The sequence below is a fragment of the Colwellia sp. SU-HH01172 genome, from assembly GCF_057553355.1.
In genome coordinates, this window is the sequence record NZ_BAAJMB010000001.1 from 614,586 (window position 1) to 632,058 (window position 17,473).

15 protein-coding genes are annotated in these 17,473 nt (G+C 36.4%); all 15 read right to left on the reverse strand.

Going from position 1 to position 17,473, the window contains the following annotated elements; genetic code table 11:
* Positions 1-4 precede the first annotated feature (4 nt).
* Positions 5-1,903 carry an asparagine synthase (glutamine-hydrolyzing) gene (gene asnB, locus AC27JP_RS02730; protein ID WP_487111905.1) on the reverse strand — a complete coding sequence of 633 codons (1,899 nt, stop codon included), beginning with the start codon at positions 1,901-1,903 and terminating at the stop codon, positions 5-7.
* Positions 1,904-1,916: 13 nt separating this feature from the next.
* On the reverse strand, positions 1,917-2,777 hold the full coding sequence (locus tag AC27JP_RS02735) for a nitroreductase family protein (RefSeq protein WP_487111906.1): 861 nt from the start codon (positions 2,775-2,777) through the stop codon (positions 1,917-1,919).
* A gap of 1 nt (position 2,778) precedes the next feature.
* On the reverse strand, positions 2,779-4,491 hold the full coding sequence (locus tag AC27JP_RS02740; RefSeq protein WP_487111907.1) for a hypothetical protein: 1,713 nt from the start codon (positions 4,489-4,491) through the stop codon (positions 2,779-2,781).
* Between the two features lie 42 nt (positions 4,492-4,533).
* Positions 4,534-6,039 (reverse strand): oligosaccharide flippase family protein, encoded by a 1,506-nt coding sequence (locus AC27JP_RS02745; protein ID WP_487111908.1) that lies wholly within the window; start codon positions 6,037-6,039, stop codon positions 4,534-4,536.
* A 91-nt stretch (positions 6,040-6,130) separates the two neighbouring features.
* Positions 6,131-7,450 carry a BFO_1060 family glycosyltransferase gene (locus AC27JP_RS02750; protein ID WP_487111909.1) on the reverse strand — a complete coding sequence of 440 codons (1,320 nt, stop codon included), beginning with the start codon at positions 7,448-7,450 and terminating at the stop codon, positions 6,131-6,133.
* A gap of 206 nt (positions 7,451-7,656) precedes the next feature.
* The gene (locus tag AC27JP_RS02755; RefSeq protein WP_487111910.1) at positions 7,657-8,325 is read right to left on the reverse strand and encodes a PIG-L deacetylase family protein; all 669 of its coding nucleotides are present in this window, start codon (positions 8,323-8,325) and stop codon (positions 7,657-7,659) included.
* The gene (pseI, locus tag AC27JP_RS02760) at positions 8,322-9,371 is read right to left on the reverse strand and encodes a pseudaminic acid synthase (RefSeq protein ID WP_487111911.1); all 1,050 of its coding nucleotides are present in this window, start codon (positions 9,369-9,371) and stop codon (positions 8,322-8,324) included. Before pseI ends, AC27JP_RS02755 begins: the two co-directional genes overlap by 4 nt.
* A 14-nt stretch (positions 9,372-9,385) precedes the next feature.
* Positions 9,386-10,327, reverse strand: coding sequence for a hypothetical protein (locus AC27JP_RS02765; protein ID WP_487111912.1), 942 nt, complete (start codon positions 10,325-10,327; stop codon positions 9,386-9,388).
* Between the two features lie 22 nt (positions 10,328-10,349).
* The gene (locus AC27JP_RS02770; protein WP_487111913.1) at positions 10,350-10,994 is read right to left on the reverse strand and encodes a formyl transferase; all 645 of its coding nucleotides are present in this window, start codon (positions 10,992-10,994) and stop codon (positions 10,350-10,352) included.
* Positions 10,987-12,093 (reverse strand): UDP-2,4-diacetamido-2,4,6-trideoxy-beta-L-altropyranose hydrolase, encoded by a 1,107-nt coding sequence (gene pseG, locus AC27JP_RS02775; protein WP_487111914.1) that lies wholly within the window; start codon positions 12,091-12,093, stop codon positions 10,987-10,989. Before pseG ends, AC27JP_RS02770 begins: the two co-directional genes overlap by 8 nt.
* Before the next feature lie 11 nt (positions 12,094-12,104).
* Entirely contained in the window at positions 12,105-12,779 is a 675-nt protein-coding gene (gene pseF, locus AC27JP_RS02780) for a pseudaminic acid cytidylyltransferase (protein ID WP_487111915.1), read from the reverse strand.
* The gene (pseC, locus tag AC27JP_RS02785; RefSeq protein WP_487111916.1) at positions 12,776-13,936 is read right to left on the reverse strand and encodes a UDP-4-amino-4,6-dideoxy-N-acetyl-beta-L-altrosamine transaminase; all 1,161 of its coding nucleotides are present in this window, start codon (positions 13,934-13,936) and stop codon (positions 12,776-12,778) included. The genes pseF and pseC overlap by 4 nt, the downstream gene beginning before the upstream one ends.
* Before the next feature lie 8 nt (positions 13,937-13,944).
* Complete coding sequence (gene pseB, locus AC27JP_RS02790) at positions 13,945-14,958, reverse strand: UDP-N-acetylglucosamine 4,6-dehydratase (inverting) (protein WP_487111917.1); 1,014 nt, start codon at positions 14,956-14,958, stop codon at positions 13,945-13,947.
* A 37-nt stretch (positions 14,959-14,995) separates the two neighbouring features.
* Complete coding sequence (gene wecC, locus AC27JP_RS02795) at positions 14,996-16,264, reverse strand: UDP-N-acetyl-D-mannosamine dehydrogenase (RefSeq protein ID WP_487111918.1); 1,269 nt, start codon at positions 16,262-16,264, stop codon at positions 14,996-14,998.
* A 26-nt stretch (positions 16,265-16,290) separates the two neighbouring features.
* Positions 16,291-17,409, reverse strand: a complete 1,119-nt coding sequence (gene wecB, locus AC27JP_RS02800; protein WP_487111919.1) for a non-hydrolyzing UDP-N-acetylglucosamine 2-epimerase — start codon at positions 17,407-17,409, stop codon at positions 16,291-16,293.
* Positions 17,410-17,473: the final 64 nt, after the last annotated feature.

A 17,473-nucleotide genomic window follows, 5' to 3' on the forward strand; every position in this document is an offset into this window, starting at 1 on the left:
TTGCTTAAAGTCCCACTTCGACCTTCTCTATCCAAATTTTCTTCCACTTATAAAGACAGTAGATTCGCCATATCACAGCCCAGTCATTGGAAATACCTTTTTTATATTCTTGGTACAAAGAAACTACAGCATCTTTTTCAATAAAATCAAACAAACCTTCTTTTTGAATAACATCAAAGCAATTATCGAGTTCTAATTTCAATTCATTTTTTTGCCAAAGCTCTTGAGGTGAAACAAAGCCAGTCTTGTCCCTCCTTAAGCGAACTTCTTCTGCAAGCTTACTTTTTCCAATCTCTCGCAACTGAACCTTCGTCACGCCATTAACAATATAATCATCTGGGCTTAAAGAGAAAGCAGATTGCACCAAACGAAAATCAAGAAACGGTAACCTCGATTCAAGCGAGAAGCGCATTGAATTTCTATCTTCATAACGAAGATACTCCCGCAAAGCACTAAAATTCAGATTTGAGTAAAGCTTATTTTTCAACTCGCTTCTGAAAGGTTTCTTACTTCGATTTCTTTTAAACTTCCTATTAAAAATCCCATACTTATCTGTACGTTCAAATTGCTTGGTTAAGAGTGATTTAACAGTAACAGAAACTGATGCTTTCCAAGATAATGATTTATATTCCTTAAAAGCAATAAACTCTTTAGCAAGCGCGAAGAACTTAAACCTTTTAAATAAATCTACAAAATATGAGAAATAATGTTCTGTATAACCTGAAAATATTTCATCAGCACCTTGACCATTAAGTAGAACTTTAACATCGCCAGTCTCTGCAACATCTTTATAAATTAGGTATTGAGATAAAACAGAAAGGCTTCTAAAAGGGAGCTCTTGAATATAAATTAATTCATTCACATACTTAGTTAAATCATTTGCTTTAGGGTAGATGTATTTTGGACTAAAGTTAAGTAGCTCAGCAGTTTTTTCAATATACTTTTTCTCTGAATATTTCTCTTCTTCGAACACAGCTGAATAAGAATTAAATTTAGAAAGTCCATGAGAATCATTTATCATGCCAACAATCAATGAGGAATCAATCCCTCCACTAAGAAGTGAGCCTACAGTTACATCAGACCTTAACCGTATATCTATTGAACTTTTTAAGACACTTTCAACTGAGTTGAGACTTTTATTTAAATTAGTTAAATCAGAATCCCCCCAATACTCTTTTTTATTAACCTGTCCATTCGAAACAGTTGCACAAAAACCAGGCTGTAATTGTTTAACTTTTTTAAACATCGTATTTTCAGAAAAGTCTGTTTCACTATATCTTAAATACTGATAAACGGCTTCTTCATCTATTTCGCTTAAATCCTTAAGTTCTCTAAAAAACTTAATCTCGGACGAAAAATACACCCCTTCTTCATCGAGCAAATAATAAAATGGTTTAACCCCAAACCTATCCCTTGTAAAAGTAGTTTCTTTGGTACGTGAGTTATAAATTACAGCAGCCCACATCCCATTAAACTTTTTAAACGCCTCATCTCCCCAGAATATAAAGGCGGCAAGAAATACTTCTGTATCGGTTGAGGTATTAAAACTAACACCAAGTTCTTCAAGCTCTTTTTTTAGCTCTAAGTAATTATAAATTTCACCATTATAAACAACAATGTGTTCACCCAAGTTAAAAGGTTGATGTCCTGCTGAGGAGAGATCTATTATACTCAATCTACGATGACCTAAGATTAAATCTAATGCTCCAGATTCAATTATATGAGGAAGCTCTTCAAAATCTGGAGATGTATCGTCACCTTTAGAATATACACTTCTGTCGCCTTTTATGTAGAAAAAGCCCTCATCATCAGGGCCACGATGTGCTGTCGTAAGATGCGCCTTATAATACTTATTTCCAGAAACTTGTCCGCCATTGGAAATAAAACCAGTAATACCACACACAATGTAATCCTTATTAACGCGTATAAAATTTGATTAGTTTCTCTGCCGACACTCTTGGAGGTTTTGACACAACCTCATTTGGGTAACCGACTAAAATAGATAGTAGGCAATAATACTCATTACCTAGGTTAAACTTATTGAGATATTCTTTCTGGGATTTCTCTAAATGTTCACTTGCATAACAGCAACAACATCCCATACCATTTTTTTTTGCCTCTAAAATGAAGTTTTGAGAAAACATACCTACATCTATAGCTGCTGAGTACTTTTCAGTATAATTATTCCTATTATAATATATGAAAACTCTATAAGCAGTAGCATCGAACATACTAGAATTCAATGCGCTAGAGCCTTTAGTTTTAGGCTGTTTATTTTCCAAAACAATAACTTTAAAAGCTTGCCGATTGCATGATGCAGGAGCAAGTTGAGCCGCTTTGACACAGTCGATTATTAACTCTTTGCTTGGCTTTCTTTCATCCCAAAATCGAACAGACGGAACACTTAAAGGATGCCCTGCAGTTAGGAATTCCCCCCCTAAAGTAACCACTGGCTTTTTCTTAGATTCCCATACCCCATATTGACTAACTACTCGTTTACTCCAGTTGATGATTTCATCTTCTCGTAAACTTCTATTTTCACATTCAGAGATTAATTTTCTTACATAATCTCTGCGTATTTTTCCATGATTTTCTTTGTAATGGTTTTTTATATTCTTCTCTAGCAAATGAGCTTCATGTTTAAGTTTAACTATCAAATAATCATCAGACACACTATCAAGCTCTTTAATAGCAGAAAGATGGAAACGAAATGGGTTTGATGTTTTAAACTTAACAGAGTCTAACAAACCTTTTATAATTTTTTTTAATTTGTTCATATTAATATGTCGCAATAAATTTTCGTGTTAACCCAACAAAAGAAAAAGTAACTATTTTTACCCATCCACCTGTACATTGATAAACTTTACAACTTGTCATTTTATTAACTGGTAAAGAGTAGGACATCAACTTTTTTTTATTTAGATAAAGCTCTTGCCCTTTAAAACTGACATTATCCATAACATTTACTCTAACACAATATTCTACGTTACAAGCCTGATTCAAGTTATAGTGATTCTCAACTCGCTCATTTTTGATTGCTAACTTATAGGAAACCTTAATACCTTTTAGCTTTTCACGGCAAAACACTGCCTGTATTATCGATCCCCATGTGTTTCTAATAATAATTTGACTAGATTCCGCATGAATCTCTCCCGCCTTAACATCAATTGATTCATTACCACTAACAACAAATTTTCTTTTACTATTTATAAAAACAGGGTGGTAACCTAAGTAATCTGTTTTATATTTAAACCTCGTCAATTTCCCTTGAATAAGTCGTTTAATTTTTATTAAAAAATTTTCTTCAGGTAATTTACAAGGTGACTGATATGGCACAAGGGGTGCTTGCCACTCCCCTCCAATTTCTAGAACATATGGAATGCAAGGAAAATAACGAGAATCATTCGGCCTTAATTGGGAGTATTGATGACCTTTAGCATTAAAGAGCATAAAATTTTCTTTCCACTTAACTACCCCGACCCCCGAATCTACCTCGATAAATATTTGGTTATTAGTTTTAGGGCTTTCAATCCGCTCAATCTGGACTTTCGCCTTTAGTTCCGTTGCCAACATACATCTAGATAATGTAAATAGCTTGTATACAATAGGATACATATAAGAGTCATAGCCACATCTATTTTGATTAGCTTTTTTTCCACCTATACTTATCTCAATATCTTTAAAATTCGCAGTAAAAAAGCGCTCCAAAATTACTTGAGAGATAGATTTAAAACTTATGTGATTACGCGACTCTTTGTAGAAGCTTAAACTCAACAATAATGAAGAGTAACCGTATGCTGTTTCAGGTGAACGGCCATACACTCCAAGATGGGTTGAATCACTGGAGATTTGATCGAGAAATTGAAACCCTTTCTGTACTGCGCAAGAAAACCCTTCTTCACCTAGTATGCTGATGCACAACTGAAGCAATTGCAGATTCCTGCAATGATAAGTTAAATCAGGTATTCCGTTTCCGTGAACATAACTATCAAATAAAACCCCTTTAGACAATTTAATAGATTCTATTACATCTTTTACTTTTTCATTGATTTCAATTTCACAGCCTAAATATTTATTTAAATACTTCACATTAAAATATCTAAGCAAGTAATAATCTGTCGCATGAGCTTTAATATCTAGCTCCAGTAGAGTTAAATATCCTATCAACTCTTTAGCTAATATCTTCTTTAATGAAGGTTCGTCACAAACCCAATGTGCTAAGCAAATTGATTCAATATTGAAATCAATGCTAGATTTTACGACTGGCTTATCTATATGTCGATTCAAAAATAAAAAAACTGATCTGATGTCTTCTCTTAGAGATTCGCTAGGGCTTTCGTTATGAGCCAAAACTGCACATAAGATAAAGCTACCATAATGATACTGTCCAACTAAAGCACTAGAGACTGTCCTGTCAAATAGTGAGCCATCCTCTGAAAGGAACTCACGTCTATACGCCTCAAATAAATAAATCAAGATTTCGCGATTCATTAAATTGCCTTTATTTAACTTAATTAACAATTACGCTGTCTTTCATTTAATTTTGCTTTTAATTACAGCTGAATTAATTAAAGAAACAAATTGCATTTTAATTTTATAACTTGATTTCAATGATACTAATGTAACGAAAAAAAGAATAAAAATTAGAGCTTTGAAAAGAAATAACTCAATTCCAACCACAAAATACGTATCAATAGCTAAGCTAGATAAAATTAGAGACATAACTAATATCAATATCTTTACAACTGCCTGTTTATCAAACTCTATCCGATCTAATTTTTGAGCCCTGTAGTATAACCAAAATGTATACGCGAGCATACTCAATAACGTACTTAAAGCAGCTGCATACATCCCAAAATGTGGAATAAATATAAAATTAAGTACAATATTTACTATTGCTTGAATAAACGCAGCAATTGAAATTATCCATGTTGCATTATGAAAAGATATGATATTTGTGAAAACACGATATACTCCACTTGCAAAATACACCCCTCCTAGAATCATAACGATCACGTAGGCATCATGAAAAGAGTCTGCAGTAAAGTAATATAAAATTTCTCTACTGAACAATACAAGTAAACAGTAAACCATGGAAATCAAAGTGAAGTAACCAACTAGAAAGCTCGCCATTTTTCGCTTTGCCACGGTTTTATCATCCGTTAATCCTGACATCGCTACTGGAGTTTGTACTTTAGTGATTGCATCATTGAAAACATACATTAAAATAGCTATTTGTGCCGCTACGGAATACAAACCTACTTGGTCTACTTTCCCAAAATAGGCGAGTATTAAGCGATCTGATGATAAGGCTATCCACCCTGCAGCAATGTTGGGCAGAAGTGGAATTGAAAACTTTAAACTACGAAGAAGAATTTCTTTATTAAATGACAGCGTTAACCAAGAGTTTTTAATTGCTATATAAAGAAGTATTGCTAATTGAACTACGGATACAAGACCTAAAGCATAAAGCCTAGACTCCCAACCTAAGCTTTCCACAGTCAGAAGATACCATGTAAGAAAAACAGCAATGAATGACATAATAACTTGAAAAATCGCTAGCTTTTTAGCTAATAAATTAGCATTCCAAATCATGGTAACCATTACAGCTAATTGGTTAAAAAGTTGCGTGATTATGAGCACAAATATAATTATGCTAGAGACTTCTGATAAATCACGTAGTACCAATGGGAAAATGTAAAAAGCCCCCCCTCCGATTAAAGTCCCCCAAAAAACAATAAACCAAAAATGAGTACTATAAAGCTTGGAAACCCTCTCTTGCGATACAGCTTTTTCTTTAAAATAAAAACGATTAAAAGCAGAGTCGAGATACAGGGCAATAAATATTGGTAAAACACGCCCTATTGCCTCGACAGTAGAAAGAGTTCCATATTCGATAGGTGACAAGTAATTGGTTAGCAGCGGAATTAGTAAAAATCCCATAGCTTTAGTCGTTAGACTACTTAACAAATACCAAGGAGTGTGCTTTAAGTATTTTTTAAGATGACCACCACCATGGACACTTTCATTGTTTTTCATATATGTTATATAAAGTTATTCCGATCAAGTTCAAGACTTTTAGTAGACCGTAATTAAATTTACCTATCAAATTAAGTAAGGGGGCGTAAGATCATTTATACATCAACAAAGCTTTCTCAACTTGGCTATTATCAACCTCTCTGAGCCCTCTGAGGCGATTTAGTGCATTTATATTTCTCAAGATATTTTTAATGAAGTTAACTGGATTAAGCTTCAAAATTACATCACCCACATTATATTTAGGCTTAGTCGTGCAGTTTAATGCATCTTCAACTTCAGTTGTAGCTCGTAAATAACTTTCCCCATCATTAAATCCAATCACACCTTCAATGATGCTTTCTTTTCTTAATTTTATCTGAGTGCTATTTAGAATAATATCTTCGGCTTTTTTATTTGACGACACTAATTCATCAAGCTTTTGATAAGTAGAAACAATATAACTCCCCTCTGCAGTGATATCTCGTATAAAGTCACCACCACTAGGATTAACTAGAAATGTTTGCTTATCTAGCAACCACGCTTCCAAACAGGTTGTTGTTTCATATCCCCCCCATAAGTCAGAAACCGAAATTAAATCTGAAATAGAATACCTGCACTCTCTTGGCTGGGAATAATAAATATTTGGATATTTATCAAGCCCCAAAAATTCATTATATTTTTCTTCTGTAAGCCCTGGATGAGGTCGTAAAATAAAAATAACTGTAGGGTTGTCTTTAATTATTTTATTATAAAAAGCTTTAAGTTCTATAAAATCGGAACGATGTCGTAATACCTGCTCTAAAGAAGAGTTCTTTAATATAGCTTCTTTATTCCCCTGAAAAAAACTCGTTTCATGGATTCTGTCAAAGCCCCACCCTGCAAGACCAACTACCTTAGATGCGCTAAAACTAGGGAACTCTTTATCTAAAAATTCTTGCTTACTCGTAAAGTTAAGTCTCTTATACCTATCCGCAGCAACATTTCCTGTAACTTTTGTCTTACCCTTTAATTCAGGATAATATTCATGTATAAAGTTTTCAGATCTACTTGACCACAATAGAAGTTTATCAAAGTAGACCTCTCGGGCTTTGTTGTTACCCCATGTCATTTGCGCTATTGCACTTTCTCTAACATTCCCTTCAGCAATTAAAGAGATAACCTTAATCCCAAGGTTATGCGCAATTGTACATAAGTCATGATTAATAACCGCACCTTGAAAATTAGAGATTAATAAAACCCTTGGTCGATAATACAAGAGATATAGCTGGTAAGAAAAAACATCTCCTGTTACACACAAAAAACCTCTTTTCCTTAACTCCAAAATTATCGGAGCAACGGCATGGACATCTCGTTCATTTCCTGGCCACTCTAGGTTTAATACATCTATATTTTTCATTGGTACTTTAAGTTTTATTCTTTCAATTTTAATCAATGTAATCCCGAAATTTCACAGGATTTCTATTCTACAACTTGCTCACGCTATGACTTCTTGTTAGAGAAATCTATCTAAGATATTCTATTTTAAATATAGAAAATTCAAGCAACAACTTTCTCATAACGTTTATATTTTGAATATTAAAAATATTGACTTTTTCAAGCGGCATATTCGATATTAAAAACTGTAACAGCATGAGTTAACTATCGTACTATTCGCTCTACAAAAAAAGCTTCAGCTTTACCAACCCCATGAGTTGCACCTCTATATGTAGCCTGAGCTTCAATACATTCGTAGCTCCTACTATGAGGAAATTCTCTCATCTCTTCATCATAACACTTCAACGCCTTGAATTTTTTATTCCAGTAATCTGAAATATCTACAAAGTACTGAGGTATAAACGCGGGTTGAGATGGTGAGTTCCACTCGGTACTAGAAAGCACTTCAAATGAAAGAATACTTTTCACACTACACCAAGGTTGTGGACGACAAGCTGTCATCACCGCATTATGAGTTACTCTGTGATCAACATTTAGATCATGGGCAAAGTGAGTGTAAACAGTTGATGGTTTCACTTCCTTTATAATCACTTCAATTTCCTTTACTATTTCAAGTAAAGGAAGACTATCCATCTTGTTATCAGGAAAGGACAGTTGACGAACATCTTGTACTCCAAGTATATTCATGGCGTCATGTGCAGCTGAGCTCCGATCCTCTTCGCCACCACTTACTATATTGTCTCTTGAAGCCACACCATCTGTCATGAAAATAATGGTGACATGATCACCATTGTCTACGTGACGAGCAATCGTGCCACCACACCCTAGCGTTTCATCGTCGGCATGAGCAGCTACTACTAGCACACTCATCATCCGATAAAGTCCCACTGCATGCGTGTTCCCTTTCGTAATTTGCTATTTACTTTACGTCCTAATACAACATCATAATATTTTGGTTCCATACCAAAGCCGGGACGAATTATTCTCAAATTTTCTTCAGTAAGCTTGTCACCAGGCTCTAAGTCTTTGCAAATATAAAGAGAGCGACGGAAAATTTTCGATTTGCTTTCAGCCATTCCTTGACCATAGCTTACATCCCCAAGAGCTTGCCATGCTCTCTCTGTTTCTACAACTAAAGACTTAAGCTCATGTGGCTCAAGAGAGAATGCACTGTCGACTCCACCTTCATCTCTTGAAAGAGTAAAATGCTTTTCTATAACTGACGCCCCAAACGCAACAGATGCGCATGCACCACCTACGCCCATAGTATGATCTGATAAACCAACCTCTGTACCAAAAAGTTCCCCGAGGTGTTTTATAGTTTTTAAATTAGTATCTTTTGGCGACGCAGGGTAGCTTGATGTACATTTGAGAAGAATAATCTGGTCATTACCAACTGACCTAGCTGCATTAACTGCATCTTCAATCTCTGATACATTTGCCATACCTGTCGACATTATAATTGGTTTACCTGTTGCAGCGGCTTTTTTAATTAGTGGGAGATCTACTAACTCAAAAGAAGCTATTTTATAGCAAGGAACATTTAACTCCTCAAGAAAGTCGACTGCATCTAGCTCGAAAGGTGAACTAAACGCAATAAGACCAAGCTCCTTACACCTGTCAAACAATGGCTTATGCCATTCCCAAGGAGTCACTGCTTCTTTATATAAGTCATATAGTGTTCGTCCATTCCATAAGCTACTCTTATCATTAATTGTAAAGTCATCGCTCTGTAGATTTAGAGTTAAGCCATCAGGCGTCGCTGTTTGAATTTTTAAAGCATCAACCCCTGCACTCGCGGCTGCATCAACAAGCTCAAGTGCTCTCTCTAAAGAGTTGTTATGATTGCCTGACATCTCAGCAATAATAAAAGGCTTATGGTTTCTACCTATTGGTGTCTCGGCTATGGTTATTGTCATTTAAAATCCTAAAGTTACTTATATCTATTATTTGTTCGTGCCATTGGTTTAGCTGGGTTACCAACTACCACTTCGCCTTCATCAACATCTTTTGTTACTACTGCGCCTAGGCCAACTAGTGATTTATTACCTATATTCCTCCAATCACGAATTGCAGAAGCTGGTGAGATCCAACAGCTATCACCGATGTTCACACTTCCTCCAATCATAGCAAGCGCTATAACTTTACAATTAATGCCAATTTTGACGTTATGTGCAATATGTACTAAATTATCAACTTTAGTATTGTCACCGATCACAGTATCACCTATTGAGCCTCGATCAACACATGTACTTGAACCGATAGAAACACTTTTTCCAATAAGAACTCTTCCAATATGTGGGAAATGTATCACTTCACCGGTTATCTCATCATCCTCAAATCCAAAACCTGAGCCACCAATTGTCACACTACTTCCAATTAAAGTGTTCTCACCTACAGTGGCATTCTCGATATGGCAATTAGCTCCAATTTGACAACCTTTCTTTATATGAACTCCAGAACCAATTACTGTAAAAGGGCCTATTTTAACTCCGTCCTCGATAATTGCTGAGGGGTGTATGCAAGGATTACCTTTATAGTTGTATCCTTCATCTGACTCTTTCCAAAACGAGGAAATAAATCGTAAGATTTCTAACCTTGGAGTTTCACAGGGTAAGTATAATTTGCCCTCATCAGAAAAGTTGCCTTTTAAATTAAGAGGAATAAAAATCAAAGTTGCTTCGGTGTTTTTTATATAAGCCATGCCACGTGCATCATCGAACCTACAAAAGGCGACATCGTCTTGAGATGCTTCGGTAATAGGTTTGATTTTTGATACTTTTTTACAAAGACTTAAATCTCCAGTCGTTTCAATTCCTCGTTCTTGCAAAAAAAGCTTGAACTCACTTTCTTTTAAACTTATGTATCCACTCATTTTCGAATCCTTCTTTGAAGTCTTAATCTATTACTTTTTCTATAGCCAATTTATATTTAACCCCATTGAATATAAAAAAAGCAGGATAATTTTTATTGTCAACAACTCTAATGAGATTAAATTGGTCTTCGATACTCTTCGAAATATTTAACTCACTATTTTGAGGGGTTCTTCTAGGGTAAAACGTAGAGTTTCCTGATTGCTTAATTGGCGTCAGCTTTTCAAAACTTGTTATAAACTTTAGTGCCATTTTTACACTTATCTCGCCCTGTTTCTTACGCCACTCAGAATTAAGTTCAGTCCCATCTAGTTTAATCGAATCCTGTATCCAAATATCTCCAGCATCAACATCTGCAGCAGCTTCAATTAAACAGACTGGAATTTGGTTTTTCTCTTCTAATATTTGCCACGCTACTGGAGCGAAGCCTTTACCTTGAGGTAAATCACTTTCATGAACAACCATGTTATACTTGTTTTTCTTGAGCACTTGCTCTTGAACTATTCTAGTACAGCCAAGCATAAAACAGACATCACCATCGGGTACTTCATCTTGATGTCGGCAAAGCACACTATTACAGCCAATACCGTTTAATGAAGAAACCAAGCTCTTCGCGTAAGGTAAAATCCAAGAGTCATTATCAACCAATACAGAAACAGCTTTAAACATAATCGAATACCTTTTTAACTACCCTTCTACTTCCGTATGCATCGCAAATATCCAAAAACTTATCGGATAATAAACACTCTATAAACTCAGGCTTTAGCCATTCGTCAACTTTCTCATTTAATAAGCCCGTCATCTCTTCTTGTTGTAGCCTAGTTATAACGCCTGCCTTTTCTAGTTCCTGTGCTATTCTTTGCTGATTTTCAGCTTCAATGACCACCACCGCAGGTAACCCTGTTGCACAGCGCTCCCAAGAAGTAGTACCAGCAGCACCTACTGCCAAGGTAGCATTGAGCATCAATTCAGCTATATTAGGCGGGGAAACATGCAAGTGTATTTTGTCATTACGATAACTGTAGTTTTTTATAGACTTTAAGTGTAAAGCGGAAGCTCCTACAATCACATTAACGTTATCGACATCTGTTCGTTCTGAAATTATCTGTAGTGCTTGTAAAGTTAAGTTTTTGGGATCTGTCCCACCAAACATCACAAGTATTGTATTACCTTTTATTAATTTTCTAGACCTTCTTATTTCTTCGGAGCCAACTATAAACTCATCTCTAAGCAGAGCATATCGAGTTCCAAGAAGTAACGTACAATTTTCAGCTGTTAACTGGCTATATTTGTCACGTGAACAATTAAAGGTTTGATCGAGCAAAAAATCGCAATTATGCTCGCGATCACCTAAATCATCAATAACAAGTGTTTTACCTGTAAAAGGTTTTACAATATTCTGCCAATCTTTATCTATGCCGTAATGGTCTATGATCAAGTAGTCAACATAAGAAATTCCATTTGCTTTTAACAATATTAAAAATTCCAGTGCATCGGATTCTTGCGAAGAGCCCAACCATTGACATTGAAGTAAGCCATTTTCGGTTTGTTGCCCAGTTGACTTCATTTCGACTAAGGTGAAACCAGCAGAGATTATCTGCGCGTTTATGTTTCCCTCTAAGTTCTTAGTGAAGAAATAAATATTACCTTCAATTTCTTTAGCAATAGACTTGGCAAGAGTTAGACACCTCATAACGTGTCCAGTTCCTATACCAAATGATGAGTCGACTCTGAAAACTATATTCCGCATGATATTAACTCTATTCATATACTTAAAAGTTAAAGTAACTTAAACATCAATTCTGCTCTGTCCCATTCAGCAGGTGTATCTATATCCTGAACCCTTGACAATGGTAATAATACAGGCTTAGACTTTTCGGAAAAAAATGGGATTCCAGCTAGATAAGCTGGGCATTTACCCCAATAAAATTGCCCTGCATCATGGTAAGCTTGCTCTAAGTCCTGTGAACGAGTATTAAAATACTCCGGCTGAAACATTTCAACACGCTGCTGCTCGTTTAAACGAAAAGCACGCTGAATTGGGAACGTATATTCTGTCGCGCTAAACGCATAATCAACACCTTCTTCATTCACTAACTCTAACCCCTTTCTTAGGCTGTCAGCAGTAACAAAAGGTGCAGTAGCGTATAAACAACATATATTTGAATCAGAAGGTAATCGAAGCTCTTTAATAGCATGTTGAATTACATCAATAGTAGTTGCATAGTCATCGGAAACATCTGCTGGCCGTATAAATGGGACTTCTGCTCCATACGATTTAGCTACATCAGCAATTTCACTATCGTCTGTTGAAACAATTATCCGTTCAAAACAACCAGACTCTTTCGCGGCCAAAATTGAGTACCCGATCATAGGTTTGCCACAAAACTCTTTAATATTTTTTCGAGGTATTCTTTTGCTTCCACCACGGGCTGGAATTATTGCAACATTCACAATAGAACAACCTTCAGGGCTTCAATAACTGCATCTTGCTGTTCATGTGTCATTGTATGAAATAATGGAATGCTGATTGCCTTCTGATAATATGACTCGGCTTCATCAAAATCTCCGGTATTGAAACCTAAATCTTGATAATAGGGTTGAAGGTGAACAGGAATATAATGAAGATTAACCCCGATACCTTGATTCCTTAATTCCTCAAAAACCGCTCGATGAGATTTCTGAATTTCACTTACTTTCAATTTAATAACATATAAATGTCGCCCTGAATAAGAATCAGGAATCTGCTTTGGAGTTACTATAGGAAGGTCACTTAATAGCGAGTCATAACGTTTGGCTAAGTCATTTCTCTTAGCAACAAAATCGTGTAACCTGGACATCTGACTTACACCAAGCGCAGCTTGCATTTCTGTCATTCTATAATTAAAGCCAAGATCTATCTGCTGATAATACCAACCACCATGACTTTCTTCTGTCATTAGGCTTGGATCTCTAGTTACTCCGTGGCTTCTTAACAAATCCATTTTTTTGGCTAATGTAGCATTATTTGTAGTAGCTACACCACCTTCGGCAGTTGTTACAATTTTTACTGGATGAAAACTGAACACAGTAATATCACTATATACACAGTTACCTACAGGTTGACCTTTATATTTACCACCAATAGCATGAGAAGCATCTTCAATAATTGAAAAACCATATTCTAAACTTAGTTTATGAATTTCTTCCATTTCACACGGTTGACCACATAGGTGAACAGGAATAACCACCTTGGGTAAGGGTAAGTTATTCTGCTTAGCATATGATAGTTTTTGCTCAAGATTTTTAGGGCTTAAGTTATATGTTTCAGGGCTAATATCGACAAAATCGACATCTGCGCCACAATATAAAGCACAGTTTGCCGATGCGACAAATGTGATTGGCGTAGTCCAAACAACATCGCCTTTACCGACCCCTAGCGCTAAACAAGCAATATGTAACGCTGACGTTGCAGAGTTAACTGCAAGCGCGTATTCAGCCTCAACAGCCTCCTTTATTTTGCTTTCAAATAAAGGCACTTGCGGGCCCTGCGTTAAAAAATCTGATTTTAATACTCTAATAACAGCGTCAATATCTGCTTGCGTTATATCTTGTTTACCGTAAGGGATCATAGGTCTAGTTACACTTCAAAGTTTGGGTCTACGTGTTCAACAATTAAAGCTCTCAATGAGTCTATCGTTTCCCACTCAGTATTTGTGCCTGAGTTATACTTAAAACCAAAAGGAACTTTTACCGCATTATGATGCTTTATGAAATCTTCTTCTGTGTGCATAAATGACACCGAAGGTAAAATTGCATAGTAACGGCCTAAATCAATGGTATTTAGTGAATCCGTATCGGTGATCATTTCTTCGTGTAATTTTTCACCAGGGCGAATACCAACAATGCGAGTTTCACAATCAGGAGCAATAGCGGTCGCAATATCGGTAATTTTGTAAGATGGTATTTTAGGAACAAATATTTCCCCACCAATATGATTCTCTATCGCGTACATCACCATATTAACGCCATCTTGCAGCGAGATATTAAAGCGAGTCATTTCTTCGTGCGTAATAGGTAACATGCCCTCTTTCTTTTTATCGATAAAGAAAGGAATCACAGAGCCTCGAGAGCCCATTACATTACCGTAACGTACAACACTAAACTTAATATCTTTCGAACCACGGATATTGTTTGCTGCAGCAAAAAGTTTGTCTGAAGCTAATTTTGTTGCTCCGTATAAGTTAATCGGAGCACAAGCTTTATCAGTAGAAAGTGCAACTACATCTTCAACGCCACACGCTAAAGCAGCGTGAATAACATTTTCAGCGCCATCTACGTTAGTTCTAATACACTCAGTTGGGTTGTATTCAGCTGTATCTACTTGCTTAATTGCTGCAGCGTGAATTATAACATCTACCCCTTCGCAAGCCTGTGTCATACGCTCTTTATCGCGCACATCACCAATAAAAAAGCGCAATTGCGGATAGTCGTAAACCGGATACTTTTGCTTGATAATTGATTGCTTCAACTCATCTCGAGAGTAAATGATAATTTTCTTTACATCTGGGTATCTATCTAAAATTGTCTCAATAAATTTTTTACCAAAAGAACCAGTACCACCTGTGATTAACACCACTTTATTATTTAACATATTTAAATCCAAACCTATTTATAACTAAAGAACAAACTTACCAAATACCCTTGGTATCGATTACTAATCCTGGTACTTTTGTTCCCACTTTAAATTCTTTATGGTCGACTAGCATTACTTGTATATCGGCTTTATTTAAAGCCAACTCAAACTCTATTAATTCTATATTGGTAAAGTTCTTTGGTAATTCTTGAATATTTGGCTCTACTGCTAATACCTTTCCTGCATGCATTTCTGCGATATCAATCGTAATATCACGCGCGGGGCTTTCACGTAGGTCATCGATATCAGGCTTAAACGCTAAGCCATAACAAGCAATAGTTACTTCTTTTGCTGTTTTTTCTGGGTTAGCCTGCAAAAAGTCTGCTACCGCCAGTTTCACTTTATTTATAACCCACTTAGGTTTAGCATCATTTACCAAGCGTGCCGTGTGAATGATTTTAGCTTCGTCAGGAGTTTTAGATACAATAAACCATGGATCAACAGCGATACAGTGCCCGCCAACACCTGGACCAGGTTGTAAAATATTAATGCGTGGATGGCGATTTGCTAATGAGATAAGCTCCCACACATCTATATCTAATTTATCACAAATTACTGACAACTCGTTGGCAAATGCTATTTGCACATCACGGCAACTATTTTCTGTAAGTTTTGCCATTTCCGCAGTGCGAGCATTAGTAACTACACACTCACCTTGAACAAAAATTTTATAAAGTTCAATTGCTGCTTCTGAACACTGATTAGTCATGCCGCCTATAACTCTATCGTTTTCAACAAGTTCTCTTACAACATGACCTGGAAGTACTCGTTCAGGGCAATGTGCAATACGAATGTCAGATAATTCTCCTTGTGTTTGAGGAAAACTTAAGTCTGTTCTTGCTTCTGCTAACCATTCAGCCATTTTTTCCGTCGCACCTACAGGTGAAGTTGACTCAAGTATAACTAAATCACCCGCTTTTAATACTGGAGCAATAGCCTTTGATGCTGCCTCAATATATTTTAAATCTGGTTGAGGAATATCTCCATCGCGTTCTATTGGCAAAAATGGTGTTGGTACGGCAATTAAAAAAGCATCTGCAGGTTCTGGCTTTGTCATCGCTTTTAAAAACCCCTGAGTAACAGCGGCATGCACCAACATATCAAGCTCTGGCTCTACGATATGAATTTCACCTCTATTTATAGTGTCCACCGCTTCCTGATTAACATCAATACCAATGACGTTTTTCTTACGAGATGCAAACATAGCCGCAGTGGGTAAACCAATATACCCAAGCCCAATAACTGAAATTGTTTCAAATGACATAATAATTACTTTTCTAATATTTAAATTTATAAGGAATCAAGAATTCGGGCGCACGCATTGCCGTCCCCATAGGGGTTGTGTGCAAAGCTCATAGCTTCATATGCGTCATCATTCAATAACAATGTTGATAATTCACGTACGATAACATCGACACTGGTACCGACTAGTTTAACCGTTCCAGCTTCTACTGCTTCAGGGCGTTCAGTGGTATCGCGCATAACCAATACAGGCTTACCAAGCGATGGCGCTTCTTCTTGTATCCCACCTGAATCAGTTAACAGCACATACGACTTATTCATTAAATACACAAAAGGTAAATAATCTAATGGTTCAATAAGGAATACATTGTTCAAATCAGCAAGGAGTCGATTAACGGGCTCACGTACATTAGGGTTCAGGTGCATCGGGTAAACAAACTCAACGTCTGGAAATGCTGTTGCCATTTGTGAAATCGCCTCACAGATACGCTCAAAACCACCACCAAAACTTTCACGGCGATGCCCGGTGATCAGCACAAGGCGTTTATTTTCATCAAGAAAATCAAACTTTGCCTGCAATGACGATTTAAATTCAACATTAGTTTCGAGCTTTTCAATGACATCAAGTAACGCATCGATAACCGTATTACCGGTGACTATGATTTTTTCAGGGTCGATATTTTCGGCTAATAAATTTTGCTTTGACGTTTCAGTAGGAGCAAAGTGTAAATCGGCAATGGCACCGGTTAACTTACGGTTGCCCTCTTCTGGCCAAGGTGAATATACATTACCGGTACGTAAACCGGCTTCAACATGACCGACTTTAACTTGTTGATAGTACGCAGATAACGTTGTTGAAAGTGTGGTCGCTGTATCACCGTGCACTAAAACATGATCCGGTTTGAACTCTTCAAGAACTGGCTTTAAGCCTTGCAATATGCCACTAGTAATATCTGTTAAGTCTTGACCTGGCTTCATCAAATTCAAATCGTAATCAGGCGTTATTTCAAATAACTCAAGCACTTGATCTAACATTTCACGATGCTGAGCGGTAACGCACACTTTAGCTTCAAAGCGTTCATCTACCGCTAATGCATGAACAACGGGTGCCATTTTTATAGCTTCAGGTCGTGTACCAAATACTGTTAAAATACGTTTTCTATTCATTTTATGTTCTTCAATCTAAATAATTAACTAGGAAATCTTCGAATTTTCTTAACACTATAGTGAA